We start from the raw sequence: 14,051 nt of genomic DNA on the forward strand, positions 1-14,051 counted from the left end.
CGCGCGTGGCCAAGGTGACGAGGGACGATGTGGCGCGGCTGGCAGGGACTTCCACTGCCGTGGTCAGCTATGTCATCAACAACGGACCCCGGCCGGTCGCCCCGGCCACCCGCGAGCGCGTCCTCGCCGCGATCAAGGAACTGGGGTACCGGCCGGACCGGGTCGCCCAGGCGATGGCCTCGCGCCGCACCGACCTGATAGGTCTGATCGTGCCGGACGCCCGCCAGCCGTTCTTCGCGGAGATGGCGCACGCGGTCGAGTGGGCCGCCGCCGAGCGCGGCAAAATGGTCCTGGTCGGCAACACCGACTACGTGGCCGAGCGCGAGGTGCACTACCTGCGCGCCTTCCTCGGCATGCGGGTGTCGGGCCTGATCCTCGCCAGCCACGCGCTGAACGACCTGGCCGCCGCCGAGATCGAGGCGTGGGACGCCCGGGTGGTCCTGCTGCACGAGCGGCCCGAGGCGATCGACGAGGTGGCCGTCGTCACCGACGACCTCGGCGGCGCCCAGCTCGCCGTCCGCCATCTGCTGGAGCACGGCTACGACTACGTGGCCTGCATGGGCGGCACCGCCGAGACCCCGTCCGTCGGCGACCCCGTCTCCGACCACGTCGAGGGCTGGCGGCGGGCGATGCAGGAGGCCGGGCTGCCCACCGAGGGCCGGCTCTTCGAAGCGCCGTACAACCGCTACGACGCCTACGACGTGGCGCTGGAGATCCTGGCCGGGCCGCGCCGGCCGCCTGCGATCTTCTGCTCCACCGACGACCAGGCGATCGGCGTGCTGCGCGCCGCCCGCGAACTGCGCCTGGACGTGCCGGGCGAGCTGGCGGTGGCCGGGTTCGACGACATCAAGGAGGCCGGTCTGGCCGACCCGGGCCTGACCACGGTCGCCTCCGACCGCTCGGCGATGGCCCGCTCGGCGGTGGACCTGGTGCTCGACGACGGGCTGCGGATCGCCGGTTCGCGGCGCGAGCGGCTGAAGGTGTTCCCGTCCCGGCTGGTGGTCCGCCGGTCCTGCGGCTGCGGGTAACTCCCCGCCCCAGAGGGCTTTATATCGGGCATACGAGCTTCTGCCGGGCTTCTCAGTCAGCACTCAGCAAGCTCTCATCGTCGGCGGCAATGCTCGTGGACATGACCGAGAGCATCCGCCGCGACGGCGAGTACGAGACCCCCGAGAACCCGTACGCCACCCCCTACGAGGGCGCCCAGCAGCACGCCTACGCTCAGCAGGCCGCCGAACCGCAGGGCGCATACCAGACCGCCTCCCCGGTGAACCCGGAGTGGCCGCCCCCGCCGGCCCAGCCGCCCACCACGCTCATGGACCCGGTCCCGGCGCCCGCGCCGAAGAAGCGTTCCCGGCGTCCTTTCGCACTGCTCGCGGCGGTCGCGATCGTCGCGGCGGCGGTCGGCGGCGGCACCGCCTACGGCATCCAGGAACTGACCGGCAGCGACACCGTCGTCTCCAGCTCCACCAGCGCCAGTGTGGTGCCGTCCAGCCAGAAGGGCACGGTCTCCGGGGTGGCCAAGGCGGTCAGCCCGAGCATCGTCGAGATCAACGCCACCTCGTCCGCCGGTTCCTCCACCGGCTCCGGCGTGATCATCACCAGTGACGGCGAGATCATCACCAACAACCACGTGGTCTCCGGCGCCACCTCCGTCAAGGTCTCCACCAGCGACGGCAAGGAGTACACCGCCGAGGTGGTCGGCACCGACGCCTCCAAGGACCTGGCCCTGATCAAGCTGCAGAACGCCTCCGGTCTGACCGCCGCGACCCTCGGCGACTCCGACGGCGTGCAGGTCGGTGACGAGGTGGTGGCGATCGGCTCCCCCGAGGGCCTGACCGGCACCGTGACCAGCGGCATCGTCTCCGCCCTCGACCGGGACGTGACCGTCTCCACGGACGAGAGCCAGCAGGAACAGCAGCAGCAGGGCGGCGGCAGCGGCCAGTGGCCGTTCGAGTTCGGCGGCCAGGAGTTCAACGGCGACACCGGCTCGTCCACCACGACGTACAAGGCGCTCCAGACCGACGCGTCCCTCAACCCGGGCAACTCCGGCGGCGCGCTGATCGACATGAACGGCAACATCATCGGCATCAACTCCGCGATGTACTCGGCCTCCGGCTCCTCCTCGTCGTCGGCCGACGCGGGCAGCGTGGGCCTCGGCTTCGCGATCCCCATCAACACCGTCAAGGCCGACCTGGACACCCTCCGGGCGGGCGGCGCGGACAGCAGCAACTGAGAGGTGACCTCATGATCGAGCAGGTCCCGCACACCGCGGCCGGCACCGACCCGGCCGGCTTCGCCCTGGCGCTGGAGGTGGCGTCCGCGCTGCACCCGCCGCTGACCCGGGCGCCCGAGCTGGCACCCCGCCCGCCCCGCACCCGCCGTGTTCCGGCGGCCGGCCGCCGTACCGCCGTACGCGGCTGACCCGGCCGCTTAGGCTGAAGGGGTCGGCCCGAGCGAAACGACGCACCCCCGTGCTGACAAGACTCAGCCCGTCCCCCACCGCACCCGAGGAACCCCGAGCCATGAGCCCCGCAGACGGCGACCGTGACACCCAGCGCATCCTGATCGTCGACGACGAGCCGGCGGTGCGCGAAGCCCTTCAGCGCAGCCTCGCCTTCGAGGGGTACGACACCGAGGTCGCCGTGGACGGCGCCGAGGCCCTTCAGAAGGCCGCGGTGTACCGGCCCGACCTGCTGGTCCTCGACATCCAGATGCCGCGGATGGACGGCCTGACCGCCGCCCGCCGGATCCGCGCCACCGGCGACACCACCCCGATCCTGATGCTGACCGCCCGCGACACCGTCGGCGACCGGGTCACCGGTCTCGACGCCGGCGCGGACGACTACCTGGTCAAGCCGTTCGAACTCGACGAACTCTTCGCCCGGGTCCGGGCCCTGCTGCGCCGCAGCTCGTATGCGGCGTCGGCGGCGGCCACCGCCGAGAACGAGGACGTGCTCGCCTTCGCCGACCTCACCATGGACCTCTCCACCCGCGAGGTCACCCGGGCCGGCCGCGCCGTCGAACTGACCCGCACCGAGTTCACCCTGCTGGAGATGTTCATGGCGCACCCGCGCCAGGTCCTCACCCGGGAGCAGATCCTGAAGGCGGTCTGGGGCTTCGACTTCGAGCCGTCGTCCAACTCCCTCGACGTGTACGTGATGTACCTGCGCCGCAAGACCGAGGCGGGTGGCGAACCGCGCCTGGTCCACACCGTGCGCGGCGTCGGGTACGTGCTGCGCCAGGGCGGCGCGGAGTGATCAAGCGGCTCCGCACCCTGCCACTGCGCTCCCGGCTGGCCCTGCTGGTCGCGGCGGCGGTGGCGTTCGCGGTGGCGGCGGTTTCGGTGACGTGCTGGTTCATTGTGCAGGGGAAGCTGTACGACCAGCTCGACGACGAGTTGCAGAAGGCCACCGCCCTCAGAGACCCCAAGCAGGTCAACCAGATCCAGGAGGCACTGGCCACCTGCACGCAGACCCCCCGCGTGAGCGGCTTCGGCAACAACACCTACTCCCAGGTCGTCACCGCCGACGGCACCACCTGCCTGTTCACCAACTCGGCCGGCGAGATCAAGGTGACCGACGCCGACAAGAAGGTGGTGGCCCAGTCCGGAACGGGCAACGGCATCCTGCGCAACGGCACCGACGAGGACGGCAAGGCCCTGCGCGTGCTCACCGTGCCACTGCCGCTCACCAACCGGACCACCCAGACCCCCGCCGACGCCGCCCTGATCGCCGCCGTCCCCCTGGACGGCACCCAGTCGACCCTCAACGACCTGGCGCTGCTCCTGCTCCTCGTCTCCGGCATCGGTGTGCTCGGCGCCGGCGCGGCCGGACTGGCGGTCGCCCGCGCGGGCCTGCGCCCCGTCGACAAACTCACCGAGGCCGTCGAACACGTCGCCCGCACCGAGGACCTGAGCGTCCGCATCCCGGTCGACGACGACAGCGAGGACGAGATCGCCCGCCTCTCGCACTCCTTCAATTCCATGACGTCGTCGCTGGCCAACAGCCGCGAGTTGCAGCAACAGCTGATCGCCGACGCGGGCCACGAGCTGCGCACACCGCTCACTTCCCTCCGTACCAACATCGAACTCCTCACCCGCAGCGAGGAGACCGGCCGGCCGATCCCGGCGGCCGACCGCAAGGCACTGCTCGCCTCGGTGAAGGCGCAGATGACGGAACTGGCCGCGCTCATCGGCGACCTCCAGGAACTGTCCCGCCCCGACACCGGCCAGCACACCGGCCGTACCCAGATCGTGGCCTGGCAGGAGATCGTCGAGTCGGCGCTGCGCCGCGCCCGGCTGCGCGGTCCGGAGCTGACCATCACGGCGGACGTCGAGCCCTGGTACGTCCGCGCCGAGCCGGCCGCGCTGGAGCGGGCGGTGGTCAACATCCTGGACAACGCGGTGAAGTTCAGCCCGGAGGGCGGCACCGTCGACGTCCGCCTCACCGCCGGCGTCCTCACCGTCCGCGACCACGGCCCCGGCGTCTCGGCCGACGAACTCCCGCACGTCTTCGACCGCTTCTGGCGCTCGGAGTCGGCCCGCGCCCTGCCCGGCTCCGGCCTCGGCCTGTCCATCGTGGCCCGCACGGTCCAGCAGGCGGGCGGCGAGGTCGCCCTGACCCCCGCCCCGGAGGGCGCCGGCACGGTGGCGACGATCAGGCTGCCGGGGGCGCCGGTGCCGCCGCCGGAGTCGCCCGACGCGGCTCAGGTGTAGCCGAGCATCCCGGGGGAGTCGATGTCGACGGTGAGGAATCCGGACGGGTAGTCCTTCTCCCGGCCGGTCAGGATGATCGACATGCCCCCGGACTGCGCGTGCGGGGTGGCCACGTAGAGGGCGTGGCAGGTGTCGGGGCCGCCCCAGCCGTCCCGGATCATTCCGCCCACGGTGACGGCCGCCACCTGGCCGAGCGGATCGACCTGGAGGCCGGGCAGTGCCAGCAGTGCGCTGCCCACCTCCGCGTCGCTCTCCTCGGCCTTCATCAGGCAGAGGGCGGGCAGGTGCAGCCAGTCGCCGGGCGTGTGGGCGACGTTGTCGGCGAGGCGGTGCAGGGCGCCATGCCCATGGGCCAGCGCGAGCGCCGCGCTGGTGTCGAGAATGATCACGCAGCACGCTCCGCGCGGGCCCGCGCCTGCTCGGCGGCCATCGCGTACACGTTGGCCAGCACATCCGGGCCGTTGTCCAGCTCCTCGTCACTGAGTGTGCAGCCCAGCCGGTCCCGGAGCACCTTGCGGGTGGCTGTCACCCGCTCCGCGATCTGCTCAGCAGTCGGCTCCCGCGCGGCGAGCTGCTCGACCAGCTTCCCCAGCGTCACGCCTCTCTCCTTGGCCACCTGGGCGAGGTGGTCGCGGGCCTCACGGGACACCTGAATGGTCGTGGTCTCTGCCATGGGGAAACCATAGCCCGACTATGTCCCGGATGCGGCAACCTCGCGCCGGCCGACTGCGACCAGCGAACGGCTCACTGCCAGAAGATCTCTTCCACTACTAGCTGCGGATCTTCGACGCGGCGTACGAAGGCGTAGATGAACCAGCCGTGCCCGTCATCGGAGAAGAAGATCCGGGCCCCCTTGGGATCGCTGGACCGCACCGGTGAGACTCTCATTCCAACAGGCAGACCGGCATCGGCATCGATGCCGCGGAAGTAGGGATCCGGCGCCATGACCAGTTCGGCGCGCACCGCGTCGACGATCTTCCGTACCTGCTCCGGCAGTGCGTCTCGGGCTGCTTGCGCCTTGAGCGTCCAGTCCATCTGCCAGGGCGGCCCCATAAACCCGTCGGCGGTCACTGACCGGGCTCCACTCGCTGCGCCTGGTAGCGGATATTGGACGCTTCCTCAAGAAGCGCCTTGGCCTCGATCAGGTCCGTGGACTCCGCGGCACGCCGTTCAAGGTCTGCCAGGTGGGCGTCGAGTCCGGGGTCACGAGCGATCGCGTACGCGCCCCACCAGCGAGCCATGAAGGCGGGCACCGTGCTGATGTCGTATGCCTCGGACACGGCCCAGGTCCAGTGCTCGTCGAAGTCGGCGAGCAGCCGCGGGGCGTACTGGGCGATGGCCGCACGCAGCTCTTTGGGACTCCGTTCCGGCATGGGCGGGACGAACGGCTGGGGGTCCGAGGCGTGGACGCTCATGATCGAGTGCTCCTTCAAGGCTCCGTGCCTACGACGATAGCCGCAGTGCCACGTCCCTGGGGCGCCACCGGAGTCGGCGAAGCGGGACGGCAACCTCGCGCCGCCCGGCTGCGACCAGAGGGTGTCATGCACGCACCCGCACTGATCTGAAGCAGCCGATGAGCCACCCCCACAGCTCAGCCCGTCATCGCCCGGTGAGGAAAGTCCTGGCCGACCAGGAGATCACGGACTGGCTCACCGACTGGACGCCTACGGCATCCTGACCCCACCCACGAACGCCGCCCAGGCGTCCCGCCGGAACACGATGACCGCCCCGTCCGCCACCTTGCTGTCCCGGACGGGGACGAGGGCGGGGGCGCCTTCAGCTATCTCGACACAGTTGGTTCCGCCTCCGTCGCTGTAGGAGGACTTACGCCAAGTGACGCCGGTCAGGTCGGGCTTACCGTTCATGATCTGCACTCCTTCAACAGGCGCTTGATGAACGCCGTTGACTCTGCCGGGGTCAGAGCAGCGTCCCTGACCAGATCGTAGGACAAGCGGAAGGCCAAGACCTTGTCCGGATCGTCGATCACCTCGCCGAAGCCGTTGCCCTCCACGTAAGCCACGGGGTCACCGCTTCGCTGCCAGAAGAGCCAGAGGTGGCTGTCCATGAGAGGGTGCACGCCAGCCGCGTAGGGCAGCACCTGGAGGGCGACCGACGGCAGTTCCGAAGCGTCCACCAGGTGCGACAGCTGGTCCACCCAGACCTTGGCATCGGGGACGGGACGGCGTACCGCACCCTCATCCAGGATCACGCGCACGCTCGGCGCCGGTTGCCGGTGCAGGAGTTCCTGCCGCCCCATGCGCGCGGTCACCTGCTCCTCTACTTCCAGCCCGTTGCCGGACGTTGCCCCAGTCCCCGACAACACCGCCCGGGCGTACTCCTCCGTCTGCAACAGACCCGGCACCCGAAGCTGGAACATCCACATGACACGCGCCGTGTCCTCCAGCTCCATGAACCCCTTGTACGTGTCCTTGAAGACCTCTTTGCGCGCATCCCGCCACAAGCCGACCAGCAGGTCCCCCGAGCCGTGGTACCGGTCCAGGTCTTCCATGACCGCCCGCTTGGAGAGCCGTTCGCCCGTCTCCAGGCGGTACAGGTAGCTCTTGTCGTACGACGTCTCCTCGGCGAGCTGCCCGAGCGACTTGCCCGCCTTCTCACGCAGGAACCGGAGCGTCCGCCCCAGGATCACGCGCTTCGACACCCCGTCGCCGAGCGAGTGTTCGTCCATGCCACCCCTCTCCCTTGCCTGGCGCACAGACAACGCCAGCCCTCTTCACGAGAGTACGCACGGGCAGTGACAGTGAGACTGCGAAAAGTAAGTAACTCACCCCCGGAGCAGCCCCATGACCCACCGCCTCCTCCCCTGGACCACCCCCGAAGGCAACCCCTGCTACCTGAGCACCGACGGCGGCCCGGACTCCCTGATGTCCCGCGTCGCCGACGACATCGAGGACGCCCAGCTCGCGTCCGGCACCCAGGTGCTGGCCGGGGCCAGAGCCGTACTGGCCGACCAGAAGGCCGGCGAACGCGCCGTACGTTTCGCGCTGACACGGACCGTCGAGTCGCTGGGGGACGTCCTGCGAGTGGCGGTCAGCCGGGGCGAGCGGGTCTTTGGGGAGGGCCGATGAGGTCGTCGTCCTCAACCTCCGTCACGCGGCAGCCGCCACCCTCTACCGTGTACCTCCGGTCGCCCCACACCGCCCCGGCCGGAGGAACGGAACCGATCATGGCTCACGAAGTGGACCCCCGCTCCTGCGAGAGAACGCCGGAGGCGATCCGTTCGGCTCTCCAGCGACGCCCCGACTGGCTCCAGGTCTTCGAGCAGGACTGGCTCAGCGCCGCCGCCGAGTTCGACCAGGCGGCGCTCATCGCCGTGACCGACAAGTGGTTCCCCTTCGCCTGCGCCTGCGCGACGCCCGGTTACCTGGACGAGGTCGAACAGACGGTCAAGCGCATGGCCGAGGGCGACACCGAGGACTTGGTGTTCCGTGACGCCGACGGGAACGCCTACGACGCCGAGAACCGGCCCGTCGACGCGGGCAGGTCCGGGTGAGCGCTTACGCAATCAGGTACGTCGACCGCGCCGCGCGCCGCAAGGCCGCTCTCAGCCCGCCCCAGCGGACGTCCCTTGAGGAGTTGGAGAAGCGGCTCGGCCTCAACCCGTTCGGAGCGCCCGCGACCAGCAACCGGGACAACAGCTGGTCAGCCTCGTTCCAGGGCGGTTTCCTCACCTACGTGGTGTCCAACCAGCACGTCGTGATCAACGTCATCGACATGGTGGCCCTCTGAGGACGACGGCCCCGCCAGACGGGCATACGTCCCACCCCGCCCGATCAGCTCCCCATGCGTCCCCTCCTCCACCAACCGCCCCCCGTCCACCACCAGGATCCGGTCCGCGTCCGGCGCGAGCGTGAGGTCGTGGGTGATCATCAGCGTCGTACGGCCGGACATCAGGCGGCGCAGCGGCTGGACCACCTGGCGGGCGGCGATCGCGTCGAGGCCGGCGGTGGGTTCGTCGAGGATGAGGACGGGGGACGCGCGGAGCATCGCGCGGGCGATGGTCAGCCGCTTGAGCTGACCGCCGGACAGGGCCGCCGTGCCCGGCGAGATCTCGGTCCCGTACCCCTCGGGCAGCGCGGTGATGAAGTCGTGCGCCGCTGCCGCGCGGGCCGCGGCCTTGATGTCGTCGTCGCTCGCCCCCGGCCGCCCGGCCGCGATGTTCTCCCGGACCGTACCGTGCAGGATCAGGGTCTCCTGGGGCAGCAGGGTGACCTGTTCGCGCAGCCGCTCCAGGCTCAGGTGCGGCAGCGGGACGCCGTCCAGGCAGATGACGCCCGCCGTCGGGTCGTAGAACCGGGTCAGCAGCTTGGCCAGGGTCGACTTGCCGGCGCCGCTCGGGCCCGTGACGACGACGAGTTCGCCGGGCCGGGCGGTGAAGGCGACGTCCCGCACCACCGGCGCCGCCGCCCCGGGATAACGGAAGCTCACGTCGTGGAAGGCGACCCAGCCGCGGACCGGCCCGGGGTCGACGGGGACGGCCGGGTCGGTGACCGCCGGGCGGGCGTCGAGGAGTTCGCCCAGGCGCCGCGCGCCCGCCGTGGCCGCCGTCAGGGTCAGGCCCAGTTGCCCCAGGCTGCGGACCGGCGGGTAGAGGTAGCCGATGAACGCGGCGAAGGCGAGGAGCTGGCCCAGGGTCATCCGGCCGGCGGAGATCTCCCAGACGCCCAGGCCGATGACGGCCAGCACGCACACCGTCTCGACGACCTCCACGAACTGCTCGTACAGCTCGCTCAGCCGCGCCCCCCGTACCGACGCCTTCATCCAGGCGCGGGCCTCCCGGTCGAGCCGGGCCTCCTCCGCGCCGCGCCGGTTGTACGCCTGGGTGAGGACCACGTTGCCGAGGGCCTCCTCCACCACCGAGGTGATCGCGCCGTCCGCGACCCGCTCGTCCGTCGACGCCTGCTTGATCCGGCCGGAGAACCGGCGGGCGGCGAGGAGGAAGAGGGGGGCCAGGACGAAGGTGGCCAGGGCCAGGTCCCAGCGCAGATACAGGGCCGCCGCCGCGTAGAAGACGGCCGAGAAGAGAGCGGCCACCGTACCCACGACACCCGACACGACCATCTGCTCGATGGCCTCCACGTCGCCCGTCAGCCGTTCCACCAGGTCACCGCGGCGGTGCCGTTGGAAGAAGTGCGGGGGGAGGGACTGGACGTGGCGGAAGACGCCCGCGCGCAGCCGCAGGACGAAGCGCTCGGCGGTCCAGGTGGCCAGGGAGTTGCCGAGGTAGCCGACGAGCGCGCCGAGCACGGCCACGCCCAGCCAGGCGCCGGCCGGCCCCCAGAAGGCGGCGAGCGAACCCGACTTCAGGGCGTTGTCGGTCAGCTGCGCGAACAGCAGGATCGACGCGGTCTCGGCGAGCGCGGCGACCACCACGCAGCCGACGATCACCGCGAGCCAGCCGCGGTCGCCGCGGGTCAGCGGCCAGAAGCGGCGGAACGCCGCGCGGACTTCCCTCATCCCCAACTCTCCCTCTGGACATGCCCGAGGCGGGGCCCCGGAGCGCGTACGCTCCGGCGGCCCCGCCTCGCGAGCGGCCTCAAGCCCCAGCGGTTCAGCCCTAGCGGCCTCAAGCCCTTGCGGCTCAGCCCCAGCGGCTCAGCCCTTGTGCGACACCGGGCGGCGCTTCGGCGCGGCCTTCTTCGCGGCGGCCTGCTTCGGCGCGGCCTTCTTCGCGGCGGGCTTGCGGTTGTCGTTCTTCTTCACGGGGGCGACCTTGTGGAAGCTCATGAGTGTTCCCTCTCTCAGTTGCGGTGTTGGTGAGGTGCGGTGGGCGCGGGGCCGGCTCAGCCCTGGCGGGAGACCGGGCGGCGCTTCGGCGCGGCGGCCTGCTTCGGCGCCGGCTTGGCGGCCTGCTTCGCGGGCTTGCGGTTGTTGTTCTTGTTCTTCACCGGCGCGACCTTGTGGAAGCTCATGAGTGTCCCTTTCCCCTGCGATTTCTTATGCCTGTTTTATGTGTGCCACCTGGCATCCCATAGGAGCCAAGTATGTGTCAGCCTTTACGGCTGTGAATCAGATCAGCCCTTGTGCGAGACCGGGCGACGCTTCGGCGCGGCCTTCTTCGCGGCGGGCTTGGCGACCTTCTTGGCGGTCTGAGCGGCGGGCTTGCGGGTCTTCTTGACCGGGGTGACCTTGTGGAAGCTCATGATGTTCTCCTTCGCTGCATCTACTTCGTTTGCGTTGGTGTCGTTCGCTGTCGACATGGAAAACACTACGGGACGCCACCCCCGAAAAATGCCGTTTCCGCTGAGACCTCGATTAATTGGAGCTGAGACAAGATTTCAGCGAAGAAGCGGAACCGAGCGGGAACTGACACAGAATTTAGGCAGCGAAAAGCCCGGCACGGACACCGTGTGTCCGTGCCGGGCCGTGGTACCTGGCGGGAGCTACCGGACGATGGTGATCCGGTCCGCCGCCGGCGGCGCGAGCGGCGCCGACGCCGACGAGTTCGCCGTCAGGTACTGCTCCAGCGCCGTCAGGTCGTCCGCGCCGACGACGTCGCCCGTGCCCTGGCCCAGGGTGGTGAACCCGTCTCCGCCGCCCGCGAGGAAGCTGTTGGTCGCGACCCGGTAGGTGGCCGCCGGATCGATCGCCGCGCCGCCGAGCCGGATCGAGTCGGTGACCACGCGGTCCGCGCCCGTCCTGGTCAGATCCAGCGTGTACGTCAGCCCGTCCGACACCTGGAGGATCTTCGGCGCCGCCTCGTTCGACCCGCTGACCTGCTCCTTGAGCACCTGGATCAGCTGGGCGCCGGTGAAGTCCTGGAGGTTGACCGTGTTGGCGAACGGCTGGACGGTGAAGCCCTCCGCGTACGTCACCACCCCGTCGCCCTCGGCCCCGCTCGCCGCGTAGGTCAGGGACGCCCGGATGCCGCCCGGGTTCATCAGCGCGAGGTCGGTCTCCGGGTCCAGCTCCTTGCCGTACGCCAGTTGCGCGTCGGCGATCAGGTCGCCCATCGGCGACTCGGTGCCGGTGGAGCCGATGTCCCCGGAGATGTAGCCGATGGCCCGGTTGCCGATGGGCGCGGCGAGCGCGTTCCACTTGCCGATCAGCGAGGTCAGGTCGGGCGCCTTGGCGACGTCCCGGGTGACCACGTGGTTCGCCGACTTGACGGCCGTACGGGCGATGTCCCCGGTCCGCCGGTCGTAGGTCAGCGTCGTGTCGGTGTAGAGCCGGCCGAAGGAGGCCGCCGAGGTGACCATGCGCGGGTTGCCCGCCGGGTCGTCGATGGTGCAGACGTACGCGTTGTGGGTGTGCCCGGTGACCAGCGCGTCCACCTGCGGCGTCACGTTCTTCGCGATGTCGACGATCGGGCCGGAGACGCCGTCCCCGGCGCCCGGCGCGTCGCAGTCGTAGTTGTACGAGGAGGAGGCCGGGTAACCGCCCTCGTGCACGAGCGCCACAATCGACTTCACGCCCTGGCGCTCCAGCACCTTGGCGTACTTGTTGATGGTCTCGACCTCGTCCTTGAAGGCGAGGCCCTTGACGCCCTCCGCCGAGACGATGCCCGGAGTGCCCTCCAGGGTCACGCCGATGAAGCCGACCTTGACGCCGTTCTTCTTCCACACCCAGTAGGGGGCGAGCACCGGCTTGCCGGTCTTCTCGTCGAGGACGTTGGCGGCGAGGTAGGGGAAGTCGGCGCCCTTGAACTCCTTGTCCGTGTAGCAGCCGTCGGTGGGGTGGCAGCCGCCGTTCTGGAGCCGGGCCAGCTCCACCGCGCCCTCGTCGAACTCGTGGTTGCCCACGGACGTGACATCGAGGTCGAGCTTGTTCAGCGCCTCGATGGTCGGCTCGTCGTGGAACAGCCCGGAGATCAGCGGCGAGGCGCCCACCATGTCGCCGCCGGCGGCGGTGATGGAGTACGGGTTGCCCTTACGGGCCTGGCGCAGATGGGTGGCGAGGTATTCGACGCCGCCCGCGTCGACGGTCTCGGTGGTGCCGTCGTCGTGCGTCTCGGTGACGCGTCCGCTGGAGCCGGCCGGCGGCTCCAGGTTGCCGTGCAGGTCGTTGAAGGAGAGCAGCTGGACGTCCTGGTAACGGCCCTGCTGACCGTGCCCGTGGCCGCCGCCCTTCTCCCCCGCGCTGGCCGGCAGCGCGGCGGCGGCCAGCGAGCCCACGGTGAGGGCTCCGACGGCCACCGCGAGGAGCCGGGTGGTACGGCGTCTGCGGCGCGGATCGCGCGGCGGGTGTACGGAGGTTGTGGCTGACATGCGCCCCCCTGTGGGTGTGCTGAGGACAGGTGGCCGCAGCCTAGAGTCAACGCGCGTAGCGCGACAGGGGGTTACGGGTTACATCCTGGTTTACGCCGCAGCCCCGCCGCGCCGCGCCGCCCCTCTACCCTCGTACGCATGACCAGCGACAACACGCCACAGCCCGCCCGCTCCCGCGCGATCGACACGTACGACGCCCTGACCGCCGAGCAGATCGAGGCCGTCCTCGGCCTGCTCGCGGCGGCCGCCCGCAACGACGGGCAGCAGGCCGTGTCCGAACAGGGCCGGCTCCAGTTGCGCGGGGCCGCCCGCGACGGCGTCGCCCATCTGCTGCTCACCGTCGACGGCGAACTCGTCGGCTACGCCCAGCTGGAGGACACCGACCCGGTGGAGCCGCCCGCCGCCGAGCTGGTCGTGCACCCCTCGCGGCGCGGCCAGGGCCACGGCCGGGCGCTCGGCTCGGCCCTGCTCGCCGCGTCCGGCAAGCGGCTGCGGGCGTGGGCGCACGGCGGGCACTCCGCCGCCCGGCACCTGGCGCAGGTCCTCGGCATGACGCTCTTCCGCGAGCTGCGCCAGCTGCGCCGCCCGCTGGACGGCCTCGACCTGCCGGAGCCGGTGCTGCCGGACGGCGTGACGGTCCGCGCCTTCGTGCCCGGCCAGGACGACACCGCCTGGCTGGCCGTGAACGCCGCCGCCTTCGCGCACCACCCCGAGCAGGGCTCGCTCACCCAGCGGGACCTGGCCGACCGCGAGGCGGAGCCGTGGTTCGACCCGGCCGGCTTCTTCCTGGCCGAGCGGAACGGCGAACTGGTCGGCTTCCACTGGACCAAGGTGCACGCGGCGGACGGACTGGGCGAGGTGTACGTGGTCGGGGTCCGGCCCGACGCGCAGGGCGGCGGGCTCGGCAAGTCGCTCACCACGATCGGACTGCGGTACCTGGCGGGGCGCGGGCTGCCCACGGCGATGCTGTACGTGGACGCCGACAACTCGGCGGCGGTGTCCGTGTACGAGCGGCTGGGCTTCACGACGTACGAGACGGACCTGATGTACCGGACGGAGACGTGAGTTCCGGACAGGGGACGGGGCCCGGCCGCGGGCGGGGCCCGGCG

Annotated in this window: 20 protein-coding genes; 9 read left to right on the forward strand and 11 right to left on the reverse strand. The window is 70.8% G+C overall.

Translation table 11 applies throughout. The features are described 5' to 3' along the window. The first annotated feature begins 5 nt into the window (after nucleotides 1-5). From ACTT8P_RS05465 to ACTT8P_RS05485, 5 genes are all read left to right on the forward strand, one after another. A complete protein-coding gene (locus ACTT8P_RS05465) occupies nucleotides 6-1,028 on the forward strand; it encodes a LacI family DNA-binding transcriptional regulator (protein WP_442830368.1) in 1,023 nt (340 codons plus the stop codon). Between the two features lie 101 nt (nucleotides 1,029-1,129). Next, nucleotides 1,130-2,236: a S1C family serine protease gene (locus tag ACTT8P_RS05470; protein ID WP_442830369.1), complete on the forward strand. Its 1,107-nt coding sequence runs from the start codon at nucleotides 1,130-1,132 to the stop codon at nucleotides 2,234-2,236. A gap of 11 nt (nucleotides 2,237-2,247) precedes the next feature. Next, the gene (locus ACTT8P_RS05475) at nucleotides 2,248-2,424 is read left to right on the forward strand and encodes a hypothetical protein (protein WP_442830370.1); all 177 of its coding nucleotides are present in this window, start codon (nucleotides 2,248-2,250) and stop codon (nucleotides 2,422-2,424) included. Between the two features lie 101 nt (nucleotides 2,425-2,525). Further along, nucleotides 2,526-3,260 carry a response regulator transcription factor gene (locus ACTT8P_RS05480; RefSeq protein ID WP_442830371.1) on the forward strand — a complete coding sequence of 245 codons (735 nt, stop codon included), beginning with the start codon at nucleotides 2,526-2,528 and terminating at the stop codon, nucleotides 3,258-3,260. After that, a complete protein-coding gene (locus tag ACTT8P_RS05485) occupies nucleotides 3,257-4,717 on the forward strand; it encodes a sensor histidine kinase (protein ID WP_442830372.1) in 1,461 nt (486 codons plus the stop codon). Before ACTT8P_RS05480 ends, ACTT8P_RS05485 begins: the two co-directional genes overlap by 4 nt. On the opposite strand, the gene ACTT8P_RS05490 is transcribed toward ACTT8P_RS05485, so the two are convergent. The 6 genes from ACTT8P_RS05490 to ACTT8P_RS05515 all read right to left on the reverse strand — a co-directional run bounded on the left by ACTT8P_RS05490 (nucleotide 4,708) and on the right by ACTT8P_RS05515 (nucleotide 7,403). Next, on the reverse strand, nucleotides 4,708-5,106 hold the full coding sequence (locus tag ACTT8P_RS05490) for a hypothetical protein (protein ID WP_442830373.1): 399 nt from the start codon (nucleotides 5,104-5,106) through the stop codon (nucleotides 4,708-4,710). The two genes, ACTT8P_RS05485 and ACTT8P_RS05490, sit on opposite strands and share 10 nt — an antisense overlap. After that, nucleotides 5,103-5,390, reverse strand: coding sequence for a hypothetical protein (locus ACTT8P_RS05495; protein ID WP_442830374.1), 288 nt, complete (start codon nucleotides 5,388-5,390; stop codon nucleotides 5,103-5,105). The genes ACTT8P_RS05490 and ACTT8P_RS05495 overlap by 4 nt, the downstream gene beginning before the upstream one ends. 71 nt (nucleotides 5,391-5,461) lie before the next feature. Further along, nucleotides 5,462-5,788 carry a hypothetical protein gene (locus ACTT8P_RS05500; protein WP_442830375.1) on the reverse strand — a complete coding sequence of 109 codons (327 nt, stop codon included), beginning with the start codon at nucleotides 5,786-5,788 and terminating at the stop codon, nucleotides 5,462-5,464. Beyond that, nucleotides 5,785-6,132 carry a DUF6247 family protein gene (locus ACTT8P_RS05505; protein WP_442830376.1) on the reverse strand — a complete coding sequence of 116 codons (348 nt, stop codon included), beginning with the start codon at nucleotides 6,130-6,132 and terminating at the stop codon, nucleotides 5,785-5,787. The genes ACTT8P_RS05500 and ACTT8P_RS05505 overlap by 4 nt, the downstream gene beginning before the upstream one ends. Nucleotides 6,133-6,381: 249 nt before the next feature. Beyond that, a complete protein-coding gene (locus ACTT8P_RS05510) occupies nucleotides 6,382-6,582 on the reverse strand; it encodes a DUF397 domain-containing protein (protein ID WP_442830377.1) in 201 nt (66 codons plus the stop codon). Beyond that, a complete protein-coding gene (locus ACTT8P_RS05515; protein WP_442830378.1) occupies nucleotides 6,579-7,403 on the reverse strand; it encodes a helix-turn-helix domain-containing protein in 825 nt (274 codons plus the stop codon). The genes ACTT8P_RS05510 and ACTT8P_RS05515 overlap by 4 nt, the downstream gene beginning before the upstream one ends. Nucleotides 7,404-7,518: 115 nt before the next feature. Here ACTT8P_RS05515 and ACTT8P_RS05520 point away from each other — a divergent pair, with 115 nt between their 5' ends. From ACTT8P_RS05520 to ACTT8P_RS05530, 3 genes are all read left to right on the forward strand, one after another. Continuing rightward, entirely contained in the window at nucleotides 7,519-7,803 is a 285-nt protein-coding gene (locus ACTT8P_RS05520; protein WP_442830379.1) for a hypothetical protein, read from the forward strand. A 98-nt stretch (nucleotides 7,804-7,901) separates the two neighbouring features. Next, nucleotides 7,902-8,228, forward strand: a complete 327-nt coding sequence (locus ACTT8P_RS05525) for a DUF6247 family protein (RefSeq protein ID WP_442830380.1) — start codon at nucleotides 7,902-7,904, stop codon at nucleotides 8,226-8,228. Next, on the forward strand, nucleotides 8,225-8,464 hold the full coding sequence (locus ACTT8P_RS05530) for a hypothetical protein (protein WP_442830381.1): 240 nt from the start codon (nucleotides 8,225-8,227) through the stop codon (nucleotides 8,462-8,464). The genes ACTT8P_RS05525 and ACTT8P_RS05530 overlap by 4 nt, the downstream gene beginning before the upstream one ends. Here ACTT8P_RS05530 and ACTT8P_RS05535 read toward each other — a convergent pair. From ACTT8P_RS05535 to ACTT8P_RS05555, 5 genes are all read right to left on the reverse strand, one after another. Continuing rightward, complete coding sequence (locus ACTT8P_RS05535) at nucleotides 8,378-10,192, reverse strand: ABC transporter ATP-binding protein (RefSeq protein ID WP_442830382.1); 1,815 nt, start codon at nucleotides 10,190-10,192, stop codon at nucleotides 8,378-8,380. The two genes, ACTT8P_RS05530 and ACTT8P_RS05535, sit on opposite strands and share 87 nt — an antisense overlap. 138 nt (nucleotides 10,193-10,330) lie before the next feature. Beyond that, nucleotides 10,331-10,462 carry a hypothetical protein gene (locus ACTT8P_RS05540; protein WP_442830383.1) on the reverse strand — a complete coding sequence of 44 codons (132 nt, stop codon included), beginning with the start codon at nucleotides 10,460-10,462 and terminating at the stop codon, nucleotides 10,331-10,333. Between the two features lie 56 nt (nucleotides 10,463-10,518). Next, nucleotides 10,519-10,647 (reverse strand): hypothetical protein, encoded by a 129-nt coding sequence (locus ACTT8P_RS05545; RefSeq protein ID WP_442830384.1) that lies wholly within the window; start codon nucleotides 10,645-10,647, stop codon nucleotides 10,519-10,521. A gap of 102 nt (nucleotides 10,648-10,749) precedes the next feature. Beyond that, nucleotides 10,750-10,878 carry a hypothetical protein gene (locus tag ACTT8P_RS05550; RefSeq protein ID WP_442830385.1) on the reverse strand — a complete coding sequence of 43 codons (129 nt, stop codon included), beginning with the start codon at nucleotides 10,876-10,878 and terminating at the stop codon, nucleotides 10,750-10,752. A 240-nt stretch (nucleotides 10,879-11,118) separates the two neighbouring features. Next, nucleotides 11,119-12,942 (reverse strand): bifunctional metallophosphatase/5'-nucleotidase, encoded by a 1,824-nt coding sequence (locus ACTT8P_RS05555; protein ID WP_442830386.1) that lies wholly within the window; start codon nucleotides 12,940-12,942, stop codon nucleotides 11,119-11,121. Nucleotides 12,943-13,080: 138 nt separating this feature from the next. Between ACTT8P_RS05555 and mshD the strand changes: the two genes are divergently transcribed. Beyond that, nucleotides 13,081-14,007 carry a mycothiol synthase gene (gene mshD, locus ACTT8P_RS05560; protein ID WP_442830387.1) on the forward strand — a complete coding sequence of 309 codons (927 nt, stop codon included), beginning with the start codon at nucleotides 13,081-13,083 and terminating at the stop codon, nucleotides 14,005-14,007. Nucleotides 14,008-14,051: the final 44 nt, after the last annotated feature.

Source organism: Streptomyces sp. JW3 (assembly GCF_052216785.1).
Lineage (GTDB): Bacteria > Actinomycetota > Actinomycetes > Streptomycetales > Streptomycetaceae > Streptomyces.

Excerpts from the sequence above, each read along its gene's own strand:
- ACTT8P_RS05495 (WP_442830374.1), bottom strand. The coding sequence starts at position 5,390 with ATGGCAGAGACCACGACCATTCAGGTGTCCCGTGAGGCCCGCGACCAC.
- mshD (WP_442830387.1), top strand. The coding sequence starts at position 13,081 with ATGACCAGCGACAACACGCCACAGCCCGCCCGCTCCCGCGCGATCGAC.
- ACTT8P_RS05535 (WP_442830382.1), bottom strand. The coding sequence starts at position 10,192 with ATGAGGGAAGTCCGCGCGGCGTTCCGCCGCTTCTGGCCGCTGACCCGC.
- ACTT8P_RS05505 (WP_442830376.1), bottom strand. The coding sequence starts at position 6,132 with ATGAGCGTCCACGCCTCGGACCCCCAGCCGTTCGTCCCGCCCATGCCG.
- ACTT8P_RS05520 (WP_442830379.1), top strand. The coding sequence starts at position 7,519 with ATGACCCACCGCCTCCTCCCCTGGACCACCCCCGAAGGCAACCCCTGC.
- ACTT8P_RS05480 (WP_442830371.1), top strand. The coding sequence starts at position 2,526 with ATGAGCCCCGCAGACGGCGACCGTGACACCCAGCGCATCCTGATCGTC.
- ACTT8P_RS05470 (WP_442830369.1), top strand. The coding sequence starts at position 1,130 with ATGACCGAGAGCATCCGCCGCGACGGCGAGTACGAGACCCCCGAGAAC.
- ACTT8P_RS05540 (WP_442830383.1), bottom strand. The coding sequence starts at position 10,462 with ATGAGCTTCCACAAGGTCGCCCCCGTGAAGAAGAACGACAACCGCAAG.
- ACTT8P_RS05545 (WP_442830384.1), bottom strand. The coding sequence starts at position 10,647 with ATGAGCTTCCACAAGGTCGCGCCGGTGAAGAACAAGAACAACAACCGC.
- ACTT8P_RS05510 (WP_442830377.1), bottom strand. The coding sequence starts at position 6,582 with ATGAACGGTAAGCCCGACCTGACCGGCGTCACTTGGCGTAAGTCCTCC.
- ACTT8P_RS05515 (WP_442830378.1), bottom strand. The coding sequence starts at position 7,403 with ATGGACGAACACTCGCTCGGCGACGGGGTGTCGAAGCGCGTGATCCTG.
- ACTT8P_RS05550 (WP_442830385.1), bottom strand. The coding sequence starts at position 10,878 with ATGAGCTTCCACAAGGTCACCCCGGTCAAGAAGACCCGCAAGCCCGCC.
- ACTT8P_RS05525 (WP_442830380.1), top strand. The coding sequence starts at position 7,902 with ATGGCTCACGAAGTGGACCCCCGCTCCTGCGAGAGAACGCCGGAGGCG.
- ACTT8P_RS05475 (WP_442830370.1), top strand. The coding sequence starts at position 2,248 with ATGATCGAGCAGGTCCCGCACACCGCGGCCGGCACCGACCCGGCCGGC.
- ACTT8P_RS05555 (WP_442830386.1), bottom strand. The coding sequence starts at position 12,942 with ATGTCAGCCACAACCTCCGTACACCCGCCGCGCGATCCGCGCCGCAGA.